Raw genomic sequence first — 19,836 nt, 5'->3', positions numbered from 1 at the left:
TATGGAAGAGTTTAAAAAAAGAATACTATTAGTTGAAGACGATCCAAATTTTGGAACCGTCCTTAAAGATTATTTAATGATGAATGAGTACGAAGTAACACATGCTAAAAACGGTATGGAAGGCTTCGAAAAATTTAAAAAGGACGATTTCGATTTATGCATACTTGATGTTATGATGCCTTATAAAGATGGCTTTACTTTAGCAAAAGAAATTAGAGAAAAAAATAGCGATGTGCCTATTATTTTCTTAACAGCTAAAACCATGAAAGAAGATGTTTTAAAAGGGTATAAAGTAGGAGCCGACGATTATTTAAATAAACCTTTTGATAGTGAGGTGCTTTTAATGAAAATTAAAGCCATTATACAGCGTAAAGCAACCGAAACAATTTCTGATAGTAAGCAATTTGAATTTAAAATAGGACGTTTCGACTTAAACTCTAAATTACGATTTTTAAAATTTGATGGTGGCGAACCTGTAAAGCTATCACCAAAAGAAAATGAGTTATTACGCCTTTTAGCTCTACATGAAAACGATTTAATGCCACGAGAGTTAGCGCTAACAAAAATTTGGAGAGACGATAATTATTTTACTTCTCGTAGTATGGATGTATACATTGCTAAATTGCGTAAATACATGAAACAAGACGAAAAAGTAGAAATACTAAACATTCATGGTGAAGGTTTTAGGTTAGTTGTTAATAGCTAAGCAAACTTTACAATAAAAAAAATCCAGCTATAAGCTGGATTTTTTTTATTGTATTAATTTTTAAAGACGCTTAATAAGCCAATCTTTAAGCTCATAAAAATTTTGAGGTGCTACGCCATGTCCAACAGGAAATTCAGAATATTTATGCTTAATGTTTAAAGCATCTAAAAAAGGCGCAGTTAATCTTGCCCAATCAACTGGTATTACTTGATCTACGCTTCCGTGCGAGCAGTAAAAATTTAAATGCGAATAATCGTTACTTTCAATATCTTCAGGCAAAATATCTTTATTTATATAACCGCTAAGAGCTACTATATTTTTTATTTTTTCAGGATAAGTAAGCGCTACAGCATAACTTAAAATAGAACCTTGACTAAACCCTAAAAGCGATACATTATTTTTGTTTACAGGATAAGTTGTAATTGCTTCGTCTATAAATTTAGCAATTAAATCTCTAGATTGTTTAGCTTGTTCGTTATCGCTCCATTTTCCCTTTTCGGCATCAAAATTTATAGCATACCAAGCATTTCCAAAGGGTTGCATAGTGTGCGGTGCTTTTACAGAAATAATAAAAAGTTCTTCTGGTAATTCGGTTGCAAACGAAAATAAATCGTTTTCGTCGCTACCATATCCATGCATCATAATAAGTAATGGTGCATTTTCTTTTAAGTTAGACTCACGAATAACGTGGTGTAATGAGAGGGTGTTATTTGCCATTTATGCTCCTAGATTTGAAAAAATACGTTGGTAAAAATTGCCAACAAGTGGTACGGGTTGTGCTTTTCTTGCAATAGCATTAGAAAATCCAAAAATAAAAAGCACAGCAAAAAATAAATAGAACGAAGCGGTTATTAGCCAACTATTAAAACTGCCTATTATATAACCTAAAGCAAAAAATGTTAACCATAATCCTAAGGATTGTCTTATATGAAAGCTGGCAAATTTACTTTTTTTATCATCTTCGTTATTCATAAAAAAAGCAATAATTACACCAAATATGGTAATGTAGCTAATTATAGCGTTTTGTCGCCCTTTGTTTATATCTTGTTCTGTCATTTTTATTGTTTTATAACAACCTGATTGTTTGATACAATGCCGTAAACTTTACCTTTTAAAGTTTCGTTTTCAAAAATAGCGTTTTTAGATCTCGATATTATATCCTGTTTGGTAAATGTGTATTTAGTTTCCGGATTAAATAGTGTAATATTTGCTTTATTACCAACTTTTATAGGTAAGGTTTCAATACCAAATCTGGCTTTTCCTTTGGTTAAAATATCTATAGTTTTTTTTGTGGTAAAGATGTTTTGTAAAGCTCCAAAAGCACTTTCTAACCCAATAGAGCCGTAGTTAGCATGATCAAACTCTATTTTTTTTTCTTCAATATCAATAGGTGTATGGTCTGTAGTTACCATATCTATGGTGCCATCTTTAACAGCATCAATTAACGCTGTAATATCTGTTTGTGTTCTTAATGGAGGTAATACTTTGTATTTGGTTTCAAAATCTGTTAAAACCTCATCTGTAAAGTATAAGTTGTGTATGGCTACACTACAAGTAATATCTAGTTTTTTCTTTTTTGCTTCTTTAATTAAACTTACAGAAGTTGCTGTAGAAATGGTGGGGATGTGTAGTTTTCCGCCGGTATATTCTAGTAAAAATAAATCTCTAGCAATTTGTAATGCTTCTGCTAAAGCAGGAGTTCCTTTTAAGCCCAACTTTGTGCTTGTTATGTTTTCATTCATAACGCCATTTCCAGAAATTCTATTTTCTTGCGGAAACGAGCACACTAAACCATTAAAATTACTTGCATATTGCAAGGCAATTTTCATTAGGTTTGGGTTAGATATTGCTTTTTTATAATCGTAAAATGCAACTGCACCTGCGGTGTTCATGTCGTAAAGTTCGGCTAAATCTTCACCTTTACTGGCAACTGTAAGGGCTCCTATTGGTAGCAAATTAACAGCATTATTATTTGCTTTAGAGTTTAAAAATGTAATATCTGCATTAGAGTCTATTACAGGGTTGGTATTCGCATTTACAGCAACAGTTGTAAAGCCCGAAAGAGCCGCTGTTTTTAAACCGTTTTGTACTGTTTCACGTTCTTCGTAGCCTGGTTCGCCAAAACTAACGCTACTATCAAACCAGCCTTGAGAAACATGAAGATTCTCGAAACTTATTTCTTTGTAACTTTTTGTGTTTTTTATGTTGCTGGAAATCTTAGTAATCTTGCCGTTTTCAATAAGTAAATCTTGAGTTGTATTGTGAAACTCGCTTTTAGAATCTATAATTGTGGCAGATTTTATAAGTATGTTCATTTAAAGAATTTTAAGATGAGCATTTCAATAATCAATAACGCTAGTGCAAAAATAACAAACCATTTCCATAGCGCATTAACTTTTGTGTTACTTTTTATAGTATTAAAAACGTTGGTTACAGAATTGCTAACGGTTACATGTTGTAAAGTATCAAGGTTTTTGTAAGTTAAGTTACTTTCATTTCGGTTATAATTATAGCTTACGTTTTTTATTGTTTTGCTTTTATTATTTATGGAATATATGCCTGCTGTTTCTGGAGTTTCTAAAGTGTTTACTACTACTTTATTGTTAAAGTATTGTTGCTTTGGTATTATGTTTATATCTCTGTTTACTAGAGTTAATACTGCATCTTGTTGCATTTTTGTTTCTACATCAAATGTGTTTTCTTTACCTATTGTATAATACAGTTTTGGGGTTTTAAAACTTTGCTTTGCTATATTATATAGTGTAGGCACAATTAATGGCGAGTTTTTAAAGCTTGAATTATCTTTATTTAATGCTGCCGAAAACATGTATATTCTGTTTTTTTGACCTAAAAAAGTTTTATTGTCTTCAAATTTTAAAATCGATGCTAGTCCAGAGGATGCTATATTGTAAAAGCTATTTACTTTTGGGTATTGAAAGTTTTTTACTTGCTTTTCAAAAACACCATGATTAAACAACGGGTGCGAGTATGAAATATTTGTGATACTTTTTTTAGATGATATTAACGTATTAAATTGGGTGTTGTAATTTGATAAAAATTGATTGTAAGAATCTGTGTTTATAGATTGCGATGGTATTAAAACTATATATCCACCTTGTTTTGTAAATTGAGTTAGTGCAGATGCTAAGGCAACGGGCATATTATTTAACTCGTTTAAAACAATTAAATTTTGATTGTTTATAAGATTATAGTTTAATTGTTTTGTAGTTGTAGAAGTGTAATTAAATTCTTTTTTAGTGTAAATACGGCGTAAAAATGAATCATTACTTTCGTTTATGCTTAATACATTAATTTTTGATGCTTTGTTTAAATTAAAATATAACGAATTGTCAAATTGTAAGCTAGAATCGTCAATAGTAATTTTCCCATTTATTGTTTCATTATTAGGAATAGAAAAAGTGGTTTCGGCATTTTGCTGTGTAATAGCAACCGATGTTTTTGCAATAAGGGTATCGTTATTAAATAACGAAATAGGTAAGTTTTTAACAGAAGAGCCATTACTTTTTAGTAAAACTTTTAGTGTTAAAGTGTTTGGGGTGTTTTCAAAAACATATAAACTATCAAGAGTTATGTTGTTTCTATTTTCTGGGCTTAATTTAACAAAGCTTAAGTTTAGTAGCGTGTCTTTTTTTGTGTTAAAAGTAGATTCGTCTTCTTGAAAATCTGAAATTAAAATAATGTTTTTTAACGTGTTTTTTTTGTGGCTTAAAAGCGTTTTGCTTTTTAAAATCACAGCTTCTGTACTTAGTTTATTTGATGCGTAGTCTAGTTTTAGTAAGTTGTTTTTTATAGCTTTTATTGTTGTATTTTTAAAAATGCTATTATTGGTAAAAATAGAAATGTTATCGTCTTCGGGTACGTTATTAATAAGATCTTGTACAGCGCGTTTTAGTAACTCGCCTTGATTACCTTTGGCTTGCATACTAAACGAATTATCTAAATAAATTACGGTTTCTTTTTCTGTTTTAAAAGTATTAGATTTAGATGTAAAAGGTTGGGCAAAAGCAAAAACTAAGGCAGCAATAAGTAACATTCTGGTTAGTAAAATGAACCATTTTTTTATTTGGGCGCTTTTTCGGGTTTGTTGTGTTGCTTTTTTTAAAAATGCAACATTGCTAAATTCTACTTTTTGAAATTTGCGAAGCTGAAATAAATGAACAATAATAGGTATAAGCAGTAAAAATAAAGCGTAAAGAAGTTCTGGGTGTTTAAACTGCATATGGATTTATATTGCTCAAATATAGAAAATGCAATTGAATTTATATCTGTGCTTTTTTATAATTTAATGTTTTAAAGTTATAGAATGCTAAAACAGGCAATTTAACTTTAGCAAAAAAACACATAATCTTCAATGGGTTTCATCTTTATGTTTTTAAGAAAATTTCTTATATCTGTTTGGTCTTCTTTATTAGCTACAGTAATTATACTTTGCGGGTTTTTAATTGTTTTTAAAATATTAAAGGGTTTTAAAATTTTGCCATAAATATTTTTTCCAATTTTTTTGGGGTTATCGCAAATCCACTCAAAGCTTATATTTTTTTTAATAAGCGCTTTTGCTATATGTTTTCCTTTATTGCCAGCTCCCCAAACCACTAAAGTTTTGCTTGCATTGTAGTCTAACTCTAAAAAATAATCTAGTTTTAATGGTATAAAATGGTTTTCGGCATAATGCTCATCTGTTCTAGACGTACGATGGCTATAATCGCGCCAATCATGTAAAACGTCATTGCAAGGAATGCATTTAAAACCATGTTTGTAAAAACGAAATGCTAAATCGTAGTCTTCTGGATATCTATCGGGGTTAAACCCATTGCAAGTAATAAAATCGTCTCTATAAATCATCCAGCAAGGCGAGGGGATAACACATTCTTTATATATTTCAGAATAATTAGTGCCTTTTTTTGTTAATGTATTTAGCCAAACTTCGTAGCTTTTATATCCTGCCTTTATGCCATTTTCTGCAAAGTAATTAACTAAACCAACAGCCAAATGGCCTTTACCGTTATTAATTAAATGGGTAGCTAATACTTCTAATTTATCAGGGTGCATAATATCATCACTATCCATTCGTGTAATTAACTGGCCCGAACTATGTTTAAAAGCCCATTGTAAAGCCTTAATAATACCATGCTCGGGGTTTTTTAAAAGCGTAATTCTGTTGTCGGTTTTAGCGTGTTTTTCAACAATATAATAGCTATTATCTGTAGAATGGTCGTCTACAATTAAAAGTTCCCAATTGGTATAGGTTTGTTTTAATATAGAATTTAAACAATCGCCAATAAACGCTTCGGTGTTTTTAAAGGGTATAACAATACTTATTAATGGATTTTGCATGTTGCGAATTTAACAAAACCTTAAGAAAACTGCCCGTAACATTATGGTAATTTGCACGTCAATTAAAAAACCATAAAAATTAATTTGATGTATACAAAAACACTATTTGCTTTATTTGCTGGCGCTGTGTTAGTTGGCTGCGGAGCCACTAAAAATGCAAAAAACGATTTAGCAACAAGTTTGCCTATTGAAACTTCAATAAACTTATCTGAAATTACTAATGATAAAGCACCTGTAACCATTAATCCTGGGCGTTTTACTGTAGAAACTGTTACTTACAGGTTACCAAAAGTTGTTCAAGGAACATACTCGGTTAGTGATTTTGGTAAGTATGTAGACGATTTTAAAGCCTTTGATTATAACGGAAATGAAATGGTAGTAAGTAAAGTAGATACCAATACTTGGACCATTGCCAATGCTAAAGAATTAGATAAAATAACTTATTTGGTTAATGATACTTACGATATTGAAACTAATGGAGGGATAGGTAAAGACACTCCGTTTTCGCCATCAGGAACCAATTTAGAAGCAGAAAATTTTGTGTTAAACTTGCACGGTTTTATTGGCTATTTTGATTCGTTAAAAAACAACCAATATAAACTAGATGTTACTGCCGCAACAAATTTTAAGCGTACTTCTGCGTTGCAAACTGTAAACTCTCAAACTAGTACAGATGGCAAAACAACAACAACAAGTTATTTTGCACCTAGATATTTTGATATTACCGATAACCCAATGATGTACGGAAACCTTGATGTAGAAGAGTTTTTAGTTGGTGATATAAAAATAGTTTTAAGCGTATATTCTCCAAATAAAGTACATACAGCCAAATCGCTTAAAGATATTGTTTTTAAAATGATGAAAGCTCAAAAAGCGTATTTAGGTGATATAAATTCTACCCCTCGATACGATATATATTTATATTTATCTGAAGGAAAAGAAAATTCGCCAAAAGGATTTGGAGCTTTAGAGCATCATACATCAACAGTTGTGGTATTACCAGAATCTATGGACGAAGCCGCAATTGCTTCAAGCATGACCGATGTCGTTTCTCATGAGTTTTTTCATATAGTAACTCCTTTAAGTGTACACTCTGAAGATGTACATTATTTTGATTACAATAATCCTACCTTTTCTAAACATTTATGGATGTATGAAGGGGTTACAGAGTATTTTGCAACTTTATTTCAAGTCGATCAAGGTTTAGTTGAAGAGAAAGATTTCTACAATAAAATTTATGAGAAAATTGAAAGCTCTAAACGTTTTAATGATGCTATGAGTTTCACTATTATGAGTGAGAACATATTAAAAGATGCCTATAAAGACGAGTATATTAATGTATACCAAAAAGGCGCATTAATTGGTATGTGTGTAGATATTATTATGAGAGAGCAAAGCGGAGGAAACAGAGGTATTCTATCATTAATGAAAGAACTATCTAATAAATATGGAAAAAATAAACCTTTTGAAGACGATAAGTTAATTGAGGAAATTATTACCATGACATATCCTGCCGTTGGAGAGTTTTTAAACACACATGTAGTTGGCGATATTCCAATTAATTATAGTGCGTTTTTCGAAAAAGTTGGTTTAGAAATTGCTGAAGGAAAAGTTGAAGCTAACTATATTTTAATAAATGGAGCACCAATAGTAAGCGGCGACCCAAATAAAGGGATTTTCTTTGTTGATGCTGTTTTAGAAAATAGTTTCTGGAAAGAACAAGGGGCTAAACCTAACGATATTATTAAAGAAGTTGATGGCCAAGCGGTTACCCTTCAAAACGCAAATGCCGTTTTAGGGCAAGTATTTGGTTGGAAACCAGGAAGAGCTATAGAGGTAAAGCTTGAAAGAGACGGTAAAGAGGTTATTATAAAAACTACGACTACTCAAGGTTATACTATAGGTAAATCTTTAAAAGAAAAAGAAAACGCAACAGAAGCACAAAAAACATTGCGTAAAGCCTGGTTAAAAGGATAACCAGAATAAGATATATTTACATAAAAACGATTGATGAATATTACTTCGTCAATCGTTTTTTTATTTCCAACTTACTAGTTAAGTTCGTTTTTAGTATATTATTTATCAGAGCTACTTTTTTGTGTATTTAGCGGCTTTACCTTTACTTAAGGAGTTGCTTATAAAGGTGCGTAAGTCTTCATTTGCAGCAATTAAATCGTCTTTTCTTAAATACATCATGTGTCCGCTTCTGTAGCCTTTAAAAAATAATCTGTCTTTCATTTTTCCGCTAGGGTCAATTTGTCCCATTGTGTATTTAGCAGCAAAATAAGTTGTGGCACCATCATAATAACCAGATTGTATTAATACTTTTAAGTAAGGGTTTTTAGCCATAGCTTGTCTTAGACCTTCTCTTACATTATTATTTCTTTTATCCCACGGATGAACATCGCCAAACATATTATATTTAATATCTGTTTTAAAGTTTAAATGTTCTCTTATGTAATAATTTATGGCAGGGGTAAAGGAATGCATCCAAGAGGTTAATTCTGGGTTAAAATCTGGACTGTTTCCTGCTTCAGTTTTATCAATTCCTAAATATCTAGAGTCTAGTCTTCCAATGGTTTGTCCAGTTTCATCTCGTAATAGTTCTTTCCAAAAAAAACGAGTAGGAACATCTAAATTATGTTGTAAAATAGAAGTTTTGCTTAAACCCGAGTAGTAAGCCATTTTTTTTGCAACATCTTCTTTTTCACTAGCAGAAATAAATGCGCCTTTTACTAATGATGGTATGAGGTTGTTTATTGCAAAATTTTCTGCTTCTGGTAAAATATCTAATAAGTCCTTTTCTTGTAATTCTGGACTTAATGCGTTTTGGTACCAGGCGGCGGCTGTAAAATAAGGCAAATTTAAAGCCGAGTATATAGGTTGGCCGGTGCTGTATAATTTATAATCTGCTGGCGATACTAAAATAACACCATTTAAATACATCCATTGGTTGTCTTGTAACTCTTTAGCTAATCCCATAACACGAGTTCCTCCGTAGCTTTCACCTATAATATATTTAGGCGATTCCCATCGGTTTTTTCTAGTTACAAAAGTGTTTATCCATGAGGCTAAATATTTAATATCGGCATTAATACCAAAAAAAGTTTTGCGGTCTGGTAATTTTCCATCTTTATCTTCAATCATTCTGGAATATCCTGTGTTTACAGGGTTTACAAAAACAATGTCGGCAACGTCAAGTATAGAGTTGGGGTTGTCTTTAACGCCATAGGGTTGTACAGGATAGCCTTCATCATCAATATTTAAAACTTTAGGGCCTGTGTATGCAATATGCATCCAGACCGAAGCAGATCCGGGACCACCATTAAACGAAATAACTAAAGGTCTGTTTGCTTTGTCTTTAACATTATTGCGTTCGTAATAGGTGTAGTATAATGTTGCAATTGGCTCGCCGTTTTTATTCCAAACTGGTTGTGTTCCTGTTGTTGCTTTATAAGAAATGCTTGTGTTTTTAATTGTAGTGGTATGGTTAGTAACCACTATAGTGTCTGTTGGTATTTTTAAAGTTTGAGAAAATCCAATGACGGAGATTAAGAGTAAGAATACTGTAAAATTGTGTTTCATATTTAAAAAGATAATTTTTTTTAAATATATAAAACCAAGACGAGTAAATGTGTTAAAATTCTTCAAAAACACCTAAGCCAAATAAAGCAAAATCGTATTTAACAGGATCGGTTGGATCTAGTTTTCTTAATGCATTATCTAGTTCGGTTAAGGCTTTGCCATCGTTTTGTTTTCTGGTAAGTAAGCCTAGTTTTCTGGCTACGTTTCCGGAGTGCACATCTAAAGGGCAAGAAAGGTAACTTGGCGAAATGGATTTCCATATACCAAAATCTACTTCAGCGTTATCGTTTCTAACCATCCACCTTAAAAACATGTTAATACGTTTTGCTGCCGAATTTTTTAATGGATCGCTTACATGTTTTTGGGTGCGTTGTAAATGTTCTATCTCGAAAAAAGTAGATTTAAATTTCGATATAGAGTTTTGAAGAGAGTTTGCCTCGATATGTTTAAGAAAAACAGCTTCTAAACCACCATGGTTTTTATAAATGTGTTGTAACGATTTTATAAATTGTATGCAATCGTTTCCGTTAAATGTTCTGTGTACAAATGATTCAAGTTTTTCTAAATCGGTTTTTTTATGGTTTAACACAAAATCGTATGGCGATTCATCTAATAATTGCATTAATTTATAAGCGTTATTTATTATGCTTTTTCTGTTACCCCAAGCTATAGTTGAAGTTAAAAATCCAGATATTTCTATATCTTCTTTTTTACTGAATTTATGCGGGATTTGAATGGGGTCGCTTTCTATAAATTTGGGGTTATTATATTGTATTACCTTGGCATTTAAAAAATCTGCTAGTTCGGTTTTAGTGAGTTTTATTTGTTTTTCTTTCATAGTTTCACAAAAATAATTGTAATTAGCTTAATAAAAAGCAGACTTAACTGTTTTAATTAAATTAATGATTAGTAAAAAGGTAATTTTATCTGTTATTGTTTTCTCTCAGTTTTGTTGTACTTCTTTATGGTTTGTTGGAAATGCCATTATTGTAGATTTAATAAATAACTTTAATTTAAAACCTTCAGCACTTGGAGATTTAGCATCAGCCATTCAGTTTGGCTTTATTCTAGGAACTTTTATATATGCTATTTTAACTATTTCAGATCGGTTTTCACCATCAAAGGTATTTTTTGTAAGTGCTTTAGTTGCTTCTGCTTTTAATGTTAGTATTGTTTTTACAACACATTCGCTTTATAGCTTATTTGTTTTTAGGTTTTTAACAGGTTTTTTTCTTGCAGGAATTTATCCTGTAGGAATGAAAATAGCATCAGATTATTATGAAAAAGGGCTTGGAAAATCGTTAGGTTTATTAGTTGGTGCTTTGGTTTTAGGTACAGCATTTCCGCATGTGTTAAAAAGTTTTGAAAATGTAATGGTTTGGAAACACATGTTATATATTACCTCTGGATTAGCTGTTTTTGGGGGCGTATTAATTTTGTTGTTAGTTCCAGATGGACCTTTTAAAAAAGCTTTACAAAAGTTTGATATTTCTGTGTGCTATAAGATTTTTAAAATTAAAAAATTTAGATACGCAGCTTTTGGGTATTTTGGTCACATGTGGGAATTATATACATTTTGGGCATTTATTCCTGTTTTATTAAAGCTATATACCGAATCTTATGCTAATGTAGATTTTAATATTTCTTTATTAAGCTTTTATGTAATAGCTGTTGGGAGCTTAGGGTGTTATGCTTCAGGATATTTATCTGAAAAATTTGCACCTAAAAAAATTGCAGGATTGTCGCTTACCTTATCTGGTATTTGTTGTTTAGTATCTCCGTTGTTTTTTATATTAAATCAAGAATACATTTTTGTTTCTTTTTTAATGTTTTGGGGCGTTGTGGTTATTGCAGACTCGCCTTTATTTTCAACTTTAGTGGCTCAAAACGTTGAAACAGAATTAAAAGGAACTGCGCTTACCATTGTAAACTCAATAGGTTTTGCTATAACTATTGTTAGTATTCAGGTAATGAATTGTTTGCAAACTTTTGTGGCTGCAAAATACCTTTTCTTGATTTTAGCTATTGGACCTATTTTAGGAGTGTTAGCGCTTTACAAGAAAAATTAGTTATTAATATTCCCATCTACCATTACCAATTTTCTGTCGGCCATGTTTGCTAAATCTTCGTTATGAGTTACAATAACAAAAGTTTGACCAAATTCATCACGAAGCTTAAAAAATAGATTATGTAAATTTTCGGCAGATTCGCTATCTAAATTTCCAGAGGGTTCATCGGCAAAAATTAAATCGGGATTATTAATTAAGGCTCTAGCAACGGCTACGCGTTGTTGCTCGCCCCCAGAAAGCTCGTTAGGTTTGTGGTTATATCTGTGCGACAGACCTAAAAAGTCCAATAATTCTTTGGCTCTAATTTCGGCATCAGCCTTTTTTGTTCCTTTTATAAAAGCTGGTAAACAAACGTTTTCTATGGCTGTAAATTCCGGTAAAAGTTGGTGAAATTGAAATATAAAGCCAATATGCTGATTTCTAAACTTGGCTAAAGCTTTGTCTTTAAGTGTATTTATATTGGTGTTGTTTATTATTAATTCTGAATTTGTTTTTGCATCAGCTCTGTCTAATGTACCTAAAATATGCAATAATGTTGTTTTTCCGGCACCCGATGCACCAACAATAGATACTATTTCGCCTTTTTCAATATTTATATTTACACCTTTTAAAACTTCTAAAGAGCCGTAATATTTATGAATGTTTTTTGCTTGAATCATCTGTTATAAATAATAGTTGTGAAAATAATACTTTATAGCGTTATAGCAAATGAATTTTATAAGGAATGGTATTTAGTGTTTATGCTCGGTTTTTATTTTTAAAGATGTTTTTGGCATCATTATAATCAATAAAATAAACTAATCTTAACGAAAAGGTGTTGCGCTTTTCTTGTTTAAATAAGGCGTTTAAACTGTCAAAATAACTGTCTTTCGAATTTTCAGAATAATTAAAAATTTGATTTCTATATAGGGCTGTTAATTGGCTTCCTGGTGCAAATTGCCATGTGTAACTAAAATCTAAATTCCAGGTATTAAAATTTGCATCTGGGTTAAAATCTGTGTCTTCGCCTATGGTTGTTTTTGTATGGGTGTTTGAAACTAATAAACTTCCGTTTTCTTGTAAGTTATATACTTGATTATCATACGTTACTCGGCTTAAATAGTTTCTAAAGCTTAGTGTTAATGCATTAAATGGATTAAAATTATAACTGCCAGAAATGCTTAATGTGGTTTCTAGTCGTTCTCGCTGCCCAAAAATAATAGTGTTGTCTACGTCTTGGTTATTTATGTAGCCACGGTCTGCATTATAGTCGTCAAATTCATAACCTAAAGCAACTAAAAGTTTGTCATTAAATTTAAAACGAGGTTTAAAGCCAAACCACCAATTGTTAAAGTTGTGTCTTTCTTTATCAAAAAATAAGGCATATCCAAAATTAGCATCTAAAGCAAAAAAGTTGTTGTAGTTTGACGATACCCATGCGTTACTTTCCATGTAGTTTCTGGTGGTAAAAAAACTATTAAAGCCGTTTCTAGGCTCAAAATAATCATGGCGTTTCCCTATGTTCCAATTACCACTTAAACCAAAAGAGTGTAGTTTTTTATTTGTGGCTCTAAAGTTAAAATTAATGTTGCTTCCTGTATATGTATTTGGGTTTGCTAGTTGGTTATAATTAAACCATAAGTTAATTTGATAATTATTTAAGTTTTTTGTGGGCTCAAAAATTCTATAGCTCATTTCTGCACTATAGTTACTAAAATTGTTTCTAAATTGAATGCCTAAATCGTTAATATCAAAATTTTCATCGGCATAATCATATAATGCTGTAAACCTAAATTTCCCACTATTTTTGCCAAAGCCAAACCTAGTGCTGTATCCGTTATCAATATTTTCAACATCGTTAAAGGTGCTCATTTTTACTTCTCCAATAACGCCATAAGTGTTTTTTTTGTTTATTAAATCTAGTAGTAAACCAGTTACGTTAGCATCTTTAAAGTTTCCGTTTCTTGTAACATTTGTATTAATTAATGTTACAGAAGAGTTTTTGTTAAATTGTTGGTCTAGAACCATAATGTTATAATTGGCTAGCGGTTCTACAATTTCGTTTCTTTTGGTTTTTAAAGTTGTTTGGTTAGGTGTGTTTTCATTTACAATTTCGGTTTTTTCAATGGTTGTTAAGGTTTTTTCTGTAATGGCATTAAAAAAACCAATGCCTAATCCTTTTTTTGTTCTTCCAGATATTTTTACGGCATTAAGTAATTGTACTTTTTCTGGGTGGTTAATTAATTCTTCATCATCATCAATTTCTGGTGTTGTTGAAGGGTAACCACCAACTCGTCTAGAGTAAAATAAGTTTCCTTTGTTAAATAAATCGACACCTTCTGTAAAAAACTGGCGCTGTTCGGTAAATTGTTGTTCAAACGGGCCAAGATTTAATATAACATTATCAAATCCAGCTTGGCTAAAATCTGGAATTAAAGTAGCATCTAGAGTAATATTTTCTGTAATACCGTATTTAACATCTAGTCCTGCTGCAAAATCAGATTTTGTTTCACCTTCAAAACTACTTACTAAGCTAGATGCGTAAGGGTAAAAGTTTAATCTGGTTGGAGGTACAATATTTTTAAGGTCTTTTAATTCAGCATTGTAAAGACCAAAGTTCCCTTTAGTTACATCAATAGCATTCCAGGTAAATTGAGCTCTGGTTTTTCTATAGTGTCTATGAAACTGAATTCCCCAAGTGGGGTTTTCTTGTTGTGTAAAGCGTAATGCTCTATAGGGTATTTTTACTTCTAAAGTCCAGCCATCATCTACCATTTTTACGGCACTTTCCCAAACGGCATTCCATCCAAAATCTTCACCATTACTTGGGCTTTCAACAGCATCGGCCTGTGTGCCAGAACTAAAAACAAAAAATTCTGTATTATTTTGTGCATCGTTATTTGGGTTAAAAATAATTCCAAAAAAATCAGATTGCCCAAAATTATCTCGTTGTGTAAATTGGCGCATTATATCTGCAGGGGTGTCATGTAAATAAGCTGATATGTATATGGCTTTATCATCATAGCACATTTTTACTTCGGTGCGTTTTTCCTTGCCAGGTGTTTTTCCTACCTCTGGTTTAAATTGTATAAAATCAGTAGCTATTTGTAGGTTATTCCATATACTTTCATTTAAAACACCATCTATGTTTGGCGCTTTATTAGTTCTAGTAATATGGTACGTTTTTTTGGTTTGAGCATTAAAATGCATACACATGCATAAGCATAGTATTAAAAAAGATACTTGTCTCATGATTTTGATTGATGATGTGTTTGTTATTAGTCACTTAACCACACAAAACTAAATTTGTTATTTTTTAATATTCACAATAAAAAGTTAAAAAAAGCAGAGCTATATTAAAAAGTAGAGATTTTCATTATGTTTTTATAATTATCTTTATTTTTATAATCTAAAAAAAAGATACGCACTATGCCATATAAGAGTTTCGAGGAGTATAACATGAAAGTTACCGATGATGTTAAAAACAGATATGAAAATATTATAAAAGATTTGGGTGAAGATACCAATAGGGATGGTTTGCTAAAAACACCCGAACGCGCAGCCAAAGCTATGCAATTTTTAACTCAAGGCTACAATCAAGACCCTGTAGAAATTTTAAAAGGCGCTATGTTTAAAGAGTCTTATAACGAAATGGTAATTGTAAAAGATATTGAATTGTATTCACTTTGCGAGCATCATATCTTACCATTTTTTGGAAAAGCACATATAGCTTATATACCAAATGGCCAAATTGTAGGTTTAAGCAAACTACCCAGAATTGTTGATGTTTTTGCAAGACGATTACAAGTACAAGAACGCTTAACAGAACAAATATTAGATTGTATAAACGATACACTAAAACCACAGGGTGTAGCAGTTGTAATAGAAGCATCGCATATGTGTATGATGATGCGAGGCGTACAAAAACAAAACTCAATAACTACAACATCTGGGTTTAGAGGGCAGTTTGAAAAAAACGAAACCCGAAATGAGTTTTTAAAGCTTATTGGAAAATAACTTACATAACTAAATTTGGTATATTTCTTGTTATTAACTTACTAAAAATAAATAATGAGTTTAGAAAATTTAAGTAAATATAAAAAGTTAGGTTTAAGTCTTGTGTTTGATGCCATTGGTATGCTTACCATTTTCGATATTGTTTGGGCACCAGCTTCTGGTTATTTAATGAGTAAAATGTATAAAGGCACAAAAGGAAAAATAGCAGGCGTTGTTTCTTTTATAGAAGAAATAATTCCTGGGTTTGATATTATACCAACCTTTACCATAATGTGGGTGTTAACTTATGTACTTCAAAAGGAAGAAAAAGTTGTAGAAGTGTAGCAGTTTTATTTAAATTAAGAATACTTAAATACTAAGTAAAATTTTTTCAAGTAATTTTTAAAACAAATCTATCAGAAAATCAATTGAAAAATTGTTAACAAGTCCCGCCTAAATAACTATTTTAATTTTGTAAATTTGCCTGCGTTTATAAGCGCAACATGACAACTACAGCAAAATACATATTTGTAACCGGTGGGGTTACATCGTCTTTAGGAAAAGGCATCATAGCAGCATCTCTTGCTAAATTACTTCAAGCTCAAGGCTATAGAGTAACTATTCAAAAATTAGATCCATATATAAATGTAGATCCAGGCACTTTAAATCCGTACGAACATGGCGAATGTTATGTAACAGAAGATGGTGCTGAAACCGATTTAGATTTAGGCCATTACGAACGTTTTTTAAATCGCCCTACAAGTCAGGCTAATAACGTAACAACGGGTAGAATTTACCAAAGCGTTATTGAAAAAGAGAGGCGTGGCGAGTTTTTAGGAAAAACGGTGCAAGTAGTACCACATATTACAGATGAAATTAAGGAACGCGTGCAAATGCTTGGCAAATCTGGAAATTACGACATCGTAATTACAGAAATTGGCGGTACTGTTGGCGATATAGAATCGTTACCATACATTGAAGCCGTACGTCAATTACGATGGGATTTAGGGAAAAACAATGGTATTGTTATTCACTTAACATTAGTTCCTTATTTATCGGCAGCAGGCGAATTAAAAACAAAACCAACACAACATAGCGTAAAAACACTTATGGAAAGTGGAGTACAGGCCGATATATTGGTTTGTAGAACAGAACGTAACTTACCTAAAGATTTACGCAGAAAATTAGCATTATTTTGTAATGTTAGTGAAGATGCTGTAATTCAATCTATAGACGCATCAACGATTTACGATGTACCAAATTTAATGCTAGATGAAGGTTTAGATAAGGTTGTACTAGAAAAACTTAACTTAAAAAGCTCTAAACCAGATATTAATCAATGGAATCAATTTGTACACCGTCATAAAAACCCTAAAACCGAAATAACTATAGGGTTAATAGGTAAGTATGTAGAGTTGCAAGATTCGTATAAATCAATTCTAGAAGCCTTTATTCATGCAGGAGCAGAAAATGAAGTAAAAGTGAATGTAGAATCTGTACACTCAGAATATATAAATAACGATAATGCCAAATTAAAACTATCGCATCTTGATGGTGTTTTGGTAGCTCCAGGTTTTGGAGAGCGTGGTATTGATGGTAAAATTGATGCAGTAAAATATGTTAGAGAAAATAATGTGCCATTTTTAGGTATTTGCTTAGGTATGCAAATGGCTGTTATCGAGTTTTCTAGAAATGTTTTAGGGATTAATGATGCCGCTTCTACAGAGATGAATGCTAGCACAAATAATCCTGTAATTGGTTTAATGGAAGACCAGAAAAATATAACAGACAAAGGCGGAACCATGCGTTTAGGTGCTTGGGGTTGCGATTTAAAAATAGGAAGTAAGGTACGAGATATTTATAAAGCCGAAAGTATTACAGAACGCCACAGACATCGTTATGAATTTAATGGCGACTATAAAGATAAAATTGAAGCTGCCGGAATGATTGCAACAGGCTTAAATCCAGATACAGGATTGGTAGAAATTGTTGAAATTCCAGAGCACCCATGGTTTGTTGGTGTGCAATACCATCCAGAATATAAAAGTACGGTGGCTAATCCGCACCCTCTATTTGTAGCCTTTGTTAAAGCGGCATTACAACATAAAAAAAAGAAAAATAATGCCACTATGGCATAAACATAAAATTGGATAGCTATTTGATAAGTTTTTTTAAGAACGCTTAACTTATTTAAGAATTTTATTAATAATTATTAGGCTACTAAGCACTATAACTAACACATGGAAGAAAAGAAATTAGATATTAACTCGATTATAGGTTTTATACTTATTTTCGGGATTTTAGCATACATGCTATGGCAAAACCAACCTACGCCAGAAGAAATTGAAGCCCAAGAAAAAGCAAAGCAAGAACAAGTTGAAGCGCAACAAAAAGCTAAAGCACAAGAGGAAGCCTTAGTAACTACAGCAGCCGATTATGCTGTGGGATCTGGAGTAGATTCGCTTCAAATGATTCAATTAAAAAACAAATTAGGTGCTTTTGCTTATTCTGCAACACAATCTAATGATAAAGAAACAATTGTTGAAAGCGATTTATTAGCATTAAAATTTAATAATAAAGGCGGTTATCTTTCTGAAGTTAGATTAAAACAATTTGTCGATTACGATTCTATTCCTATTTATATGATTAAGGATAATAATGCCTCTTTCAATATAAATTTTGGAACAAACGACAGCCGAATTTTAAATACCAAAGATTTACCATTTGTACCGCAAGTAACTAAAAATGGAAATGTAACGGTTGTATCTATGAAATTAAAAGTTTCAGAAAGTCAGTTTTTAGAATACCGTTACGAGCTTAAAGAAGGAGATTATATGATAGATTTTGCTATCCGTTCTCAAGGGTTAAGCAACGTAATTAATAGCTCGCAAGCCATTAATTTAGATTGGAAATTAAAAGGGTATAGACATGCAAAAAGTATATCTTACGAAAACAGATATACCGATGTGCATTATGATTATGAAGACGGAAAAGCCGATTATACAAGAGATGGCGAAGATGATATAGAAGATGTTGCTTGGATTGGTTATAAACAGCATTTCTTTTCGTCTGTTTTATTAACAGACAATCGTTTTAAAAATGTAAAAGTAAAAACTGAAAACTTAGTTAAAGAAGAAACTATTGATACCGTTTTTACCAAAAGTTTTGCAACAACTATTCCTTTAGAATTACAAGGCGGAGAGTTAAACCAAACCATGGATTGGTATTATGGGCCAAGCGATTTTAAAGTACTTAATACATACGACAGAAACTTAGATGAATTAGTACCATTTGGCTGGGGGCTTTTCGGTTGGATTAACCGCTACATTTTCATGCCGCTTTTTGGTTTCTTAGGCAGTTATATGTCTTACGGTATTGCTATTGTGGTTATGACGGTTTTAGTAAAATTCCTATTATCATTTGTACAATACAAACAGTTTTTATCTCAGGCAAAAATGAAAATATTAAAGCCAGAGTTAGATGCTATTAGAGAGAAATACAAGAATAATAAAATGAAAGCGCAACAAGAAACCATGGCGTTGCAAACAAAAGCAGGAGCAAGTCCAATGGCAGGGTGTTTACCAGCTTTAATACAATTGCCTGTGTTTTATGCGTTGTTTCAGTTTTTCCCTTCAGCTTTCGATTTAAGACAAAAATCATTCCTTTGGGTTAACGATTTATCATCATACGATGTTATAGCAAACCTGCCATTTAATATTCCTTTTTATGGTAATCACGTTAGTTTGTTTCCAATTTTAGCATCAATAGCTATTTTCTTCTATATGCGTTTAACAACAGGACAAAATATGCAAGCTGCACAACCACAACAAGAAGGTATGCCAGATATGGCTAAAATGATGAAGTATATGATGTACTTCTCGCCAATAATGATGTTGTTTTTCTTTAATAACTATGCCTCTGGTTTAAGTTTATATTACTTTATATCTAACGTTATTAGTATAGGTATTATATTAGTTATTAAAAACTTTATTTTGGATGAAGAAAAAATTCATGCACAAATACAAGAGAAGAAAAAACAGCCTAAAAAACAAAGCCGTTTTCAGAAAAAAATGGCCGAAATGATGGAGCAGGCAGAAAAACAAAAACAAGCCCAGCAAAAACGTAAATAAATTATAAAATAAATAA

The 19,836-nt window shown here is 31.7% G+C and carries 16 protein-coding genes; 7 read left to right on the top strand and 9 right to left on the bottom strand.

Annotated elements, in window-relative coordinates; genetic code table 11:
• Window position 1 precedes the first annotated feature (1 nt).
• The gene (locus tag ACNG5D_RS09255; RefSeq protein WP_418183231.1) at window positions 2-706 is read left to right on the top strand and encodes a response regulator transcription factor; all 705 of its coding nucleotides are present in this window, start codon (window positions 2-4) and stop codon (window positions 704-706) included.
• A 60-nt stretch (window positions 707-766) separates the two neighbouring features.
• Here the strand turns inward: ACNG5D_RS09255 and ACNG5D_RS09250 are convergent, their stop codons facing one another.
• From ACNG5D_RS09250 to ACNG5D_RS09230, 5 genes are all read right to left on the bottom strand, one after another.
• Window positions 767-1,423 carry an alpha/beta hydrolase gene (locus tag ACNG5D_RS09250; protein WP_418183230.1) on the bottom strand — a complete coding sequence of 219 codons (657 nt, stop codon included), beginning with the start codon at window positions 1,421-1,423 and terminating at the stop codon, window positions 767-769.
• Window positions 1,424-1,762, bottom strand: coding sequence for a hypothetical protein (locus ACNG5D_RS09245; protein ID WP_418183229.1), 339 nt, complete (start codon window positions 1,760-1,762; stop codon window positions 1,424-1,426).
• Between the two features lie 2 nt (window positions 1,763-1,764).
• Window positions 1,765-3,021, bottom strand: a complete 1,257-nt coding sequence (locus tag ACNG5D_RS09240; protein ID WP_418183228.1) for a dihydroorotase — start codon at window positions 3,019-3,021, stop codon at window positions 1,765-1,767.
• Window positions 3,018-4,946, bottom strand: a complete 1,929-nt coding sequence (locus tag ACNG5D_RS09235) for a BatA domain-containing protein (RefSeq protein ID WP_418183227.1) — start codon at window positions 4,944-4,946, stop codon at window positions 3,018-3,020. Before ACNG5D_RS09235 ends, ACNG5D_RS09240 begins: the two co-directional genes overlap by 4 nt.
• A gap of 107 nt (window positions 4,947-5,053) precedes the next feature.
• Window positions 5,054-6,061, bottom strand: a complete 1,008-nt coding sequence (locus tag ACNG5D_RS09230; RefSeq protein WP_418183226.1) for a glycosyltransferase family 2 protein — start codon at window positions 6,059-6,061, stop codon at window positions 5,054-5,056.
• Window positions 6,062-6,148: 87 nt separating this feature from the next.
• Between ACNG5D_RS09230 and ACNG5D_RS09225 the strand changes: the two genes are divergently transcribed.
• Entirely contained in the window at window positions 6,149-8,038 is a 1,890-nt protein-coding gene (locus ACNG5D_RS09225) for a M61 family metallopeptidase (RefSeq protein WP_418183225.1), read from the top strand.
• A gap of 111 nt (window positions 8,039-8,149) precedes the next feature.
• Here ACNG5D_RS09225 and ACNG5D_RS09220 read toward each other — a convergent pair whose 3' ends face one another.
• Window positions 8,150-9,646 (bottom strand): S10 family peptidase, encoded by a 1,497-nt coding sequence (locus tag ACNG5D_RS09220; RefSeq protein ID WP_418183224.1) that lies wholly within the window; start codon window positions 9,644-9,646, stop codon window positions 8,150-8,152.
• Between the two features lie 52 nt (window positions 9,647-9,698).
• Window positions 9,699-10,484, bottom strand: coding sequence for a TIGR02757 family protein (locus tag ACNG5D_RS09215; RefSeq protein WP_418183223.1), 786 nt, complete (start codon window positions 10,482-10,484; stop codon window positions 9,699-9,701).
• Window positions 10,485-10,548: 64 nt separating this feature from the next.
• Between ACNG5D_RS09215 and ACNG5D_RS09210 the strand changes: the two genes are divergently transcribed.
• Complete coding sequence (locus ACNG5D_RS09210) at window positions 10,549-11,715, top strand: MFS transporter (RefSeq protein ID WP_418183222.1); 1,167 nt, start codon at window positions 10,549-10,551, stop codon at window positions 11,713-11,715.
• Here ACNG5D_RS09210 and ACNG5D_RS09205 read toward each other — a convergent pair.
• Both ACNG5D_RS09205 and ACNG5D_RS09200 read right to left on the bottom strand, forming a co-directional pair.
• Window positions 11,712-12,374 carry an ABC transporter ATP-binding protein gene (locus ACNG5D_RS09205; RefSeq protein WP_418183221.1) on the bottom strand — a complete coding sequence of 221 codons (663 nt, stop codon included), beginning with the start codon at window positions 12,372-12,374 and terminating at the stop codon, window positions 11,712-11,714. The two genes, ACNG5D_RS09210 and ACNG5D_RS09205, sit on opposite strands and share 4 nt — an antisense overlap.
• A gap of 79 nt (window positions 12,375-12,453) precedes the next feature.
• Entirely contained in the window at window positions 12,454-14,946 is a 2,493-nt protein-coding gene (locus ACNG5D_RS09200) for a DUF5916 domain-containing protein (RefSeq protein ID WP_418183220.1), read from the bottom strand.
• 177 nt (window positions 14,947-15,123) lie between these two features.
• Between ACNG5D_RS09200 and folE the strand changes: the two genes are divergently transcribed.
• The 4 genes from folE (at window position 15,124) to yidC (ending at window position 19,820) form a co-directional block, all read left to right on the top strand.
• The gene (gene folE, locus ACNG5D_RS09195) at window positions 15,124-15,711 is read left to right on the top strand and encodes a GTP cyclohydrolase I FolE (RefSeq protein WP_418183219.1); all 588 of its coding nucleotides are present in this window, start codon (window positions 15,124-15,126) and stop codon (window positions 15,709-15,711) included.
• Between the two features lie 54 nt (window positions 15,712-15,765).
• A complete protein-coding gene (locus tag ACNG5D_RS09190) occupies window positions 15,766-16,035 on the top strand; it encodes a hypothetical protein (RefSeq protein WP_418183218.1) in 270 nt (89 codons plus the stop codon).
• A 158-nt stretch (window positions 16,036-16,193) separates the two neighbouring features.
• Window positions 16,194-17,828, top strand: coding sequence for a CTP synthase (locus ACNG5D_RS09185; RefSeq protein WP_418183217.1), 1,635 nt, complete (start codon window positions 16,194-16,196; stop codon window positions 17,826-17,828).
• Between the two features lie 102 nt (window positions 17,829-17,930).
• Complete coding sequence (gene yidC, locus ACNG5D_RS09180; RefSeq protein WP_418183216.1) at window positions 17,931-19,820, top strand: membrane protein insertase YidC; 1,890 nt, start codon at window positions 17,931-17,933, stop codon at window positions 19,818-19,820.
• Window positions 19,821-19,836 lie beyond the last annotated feature (16 nt).

Source organism: Algibacter ulvanivorans, assembly GCF_048381495.1.
In the GTDB taxonomy this organism is placed as follows: domain Bacteria; phylum Bacteroidota; class Bacteroidia; order Flavobacteriales; family Flavobacteriaceae; genus Algibacter_B; species Algibacter_B ulvanivorans.
This window is presented reverse-complemented; position numbering and strand designations above follow the sequence as displayed.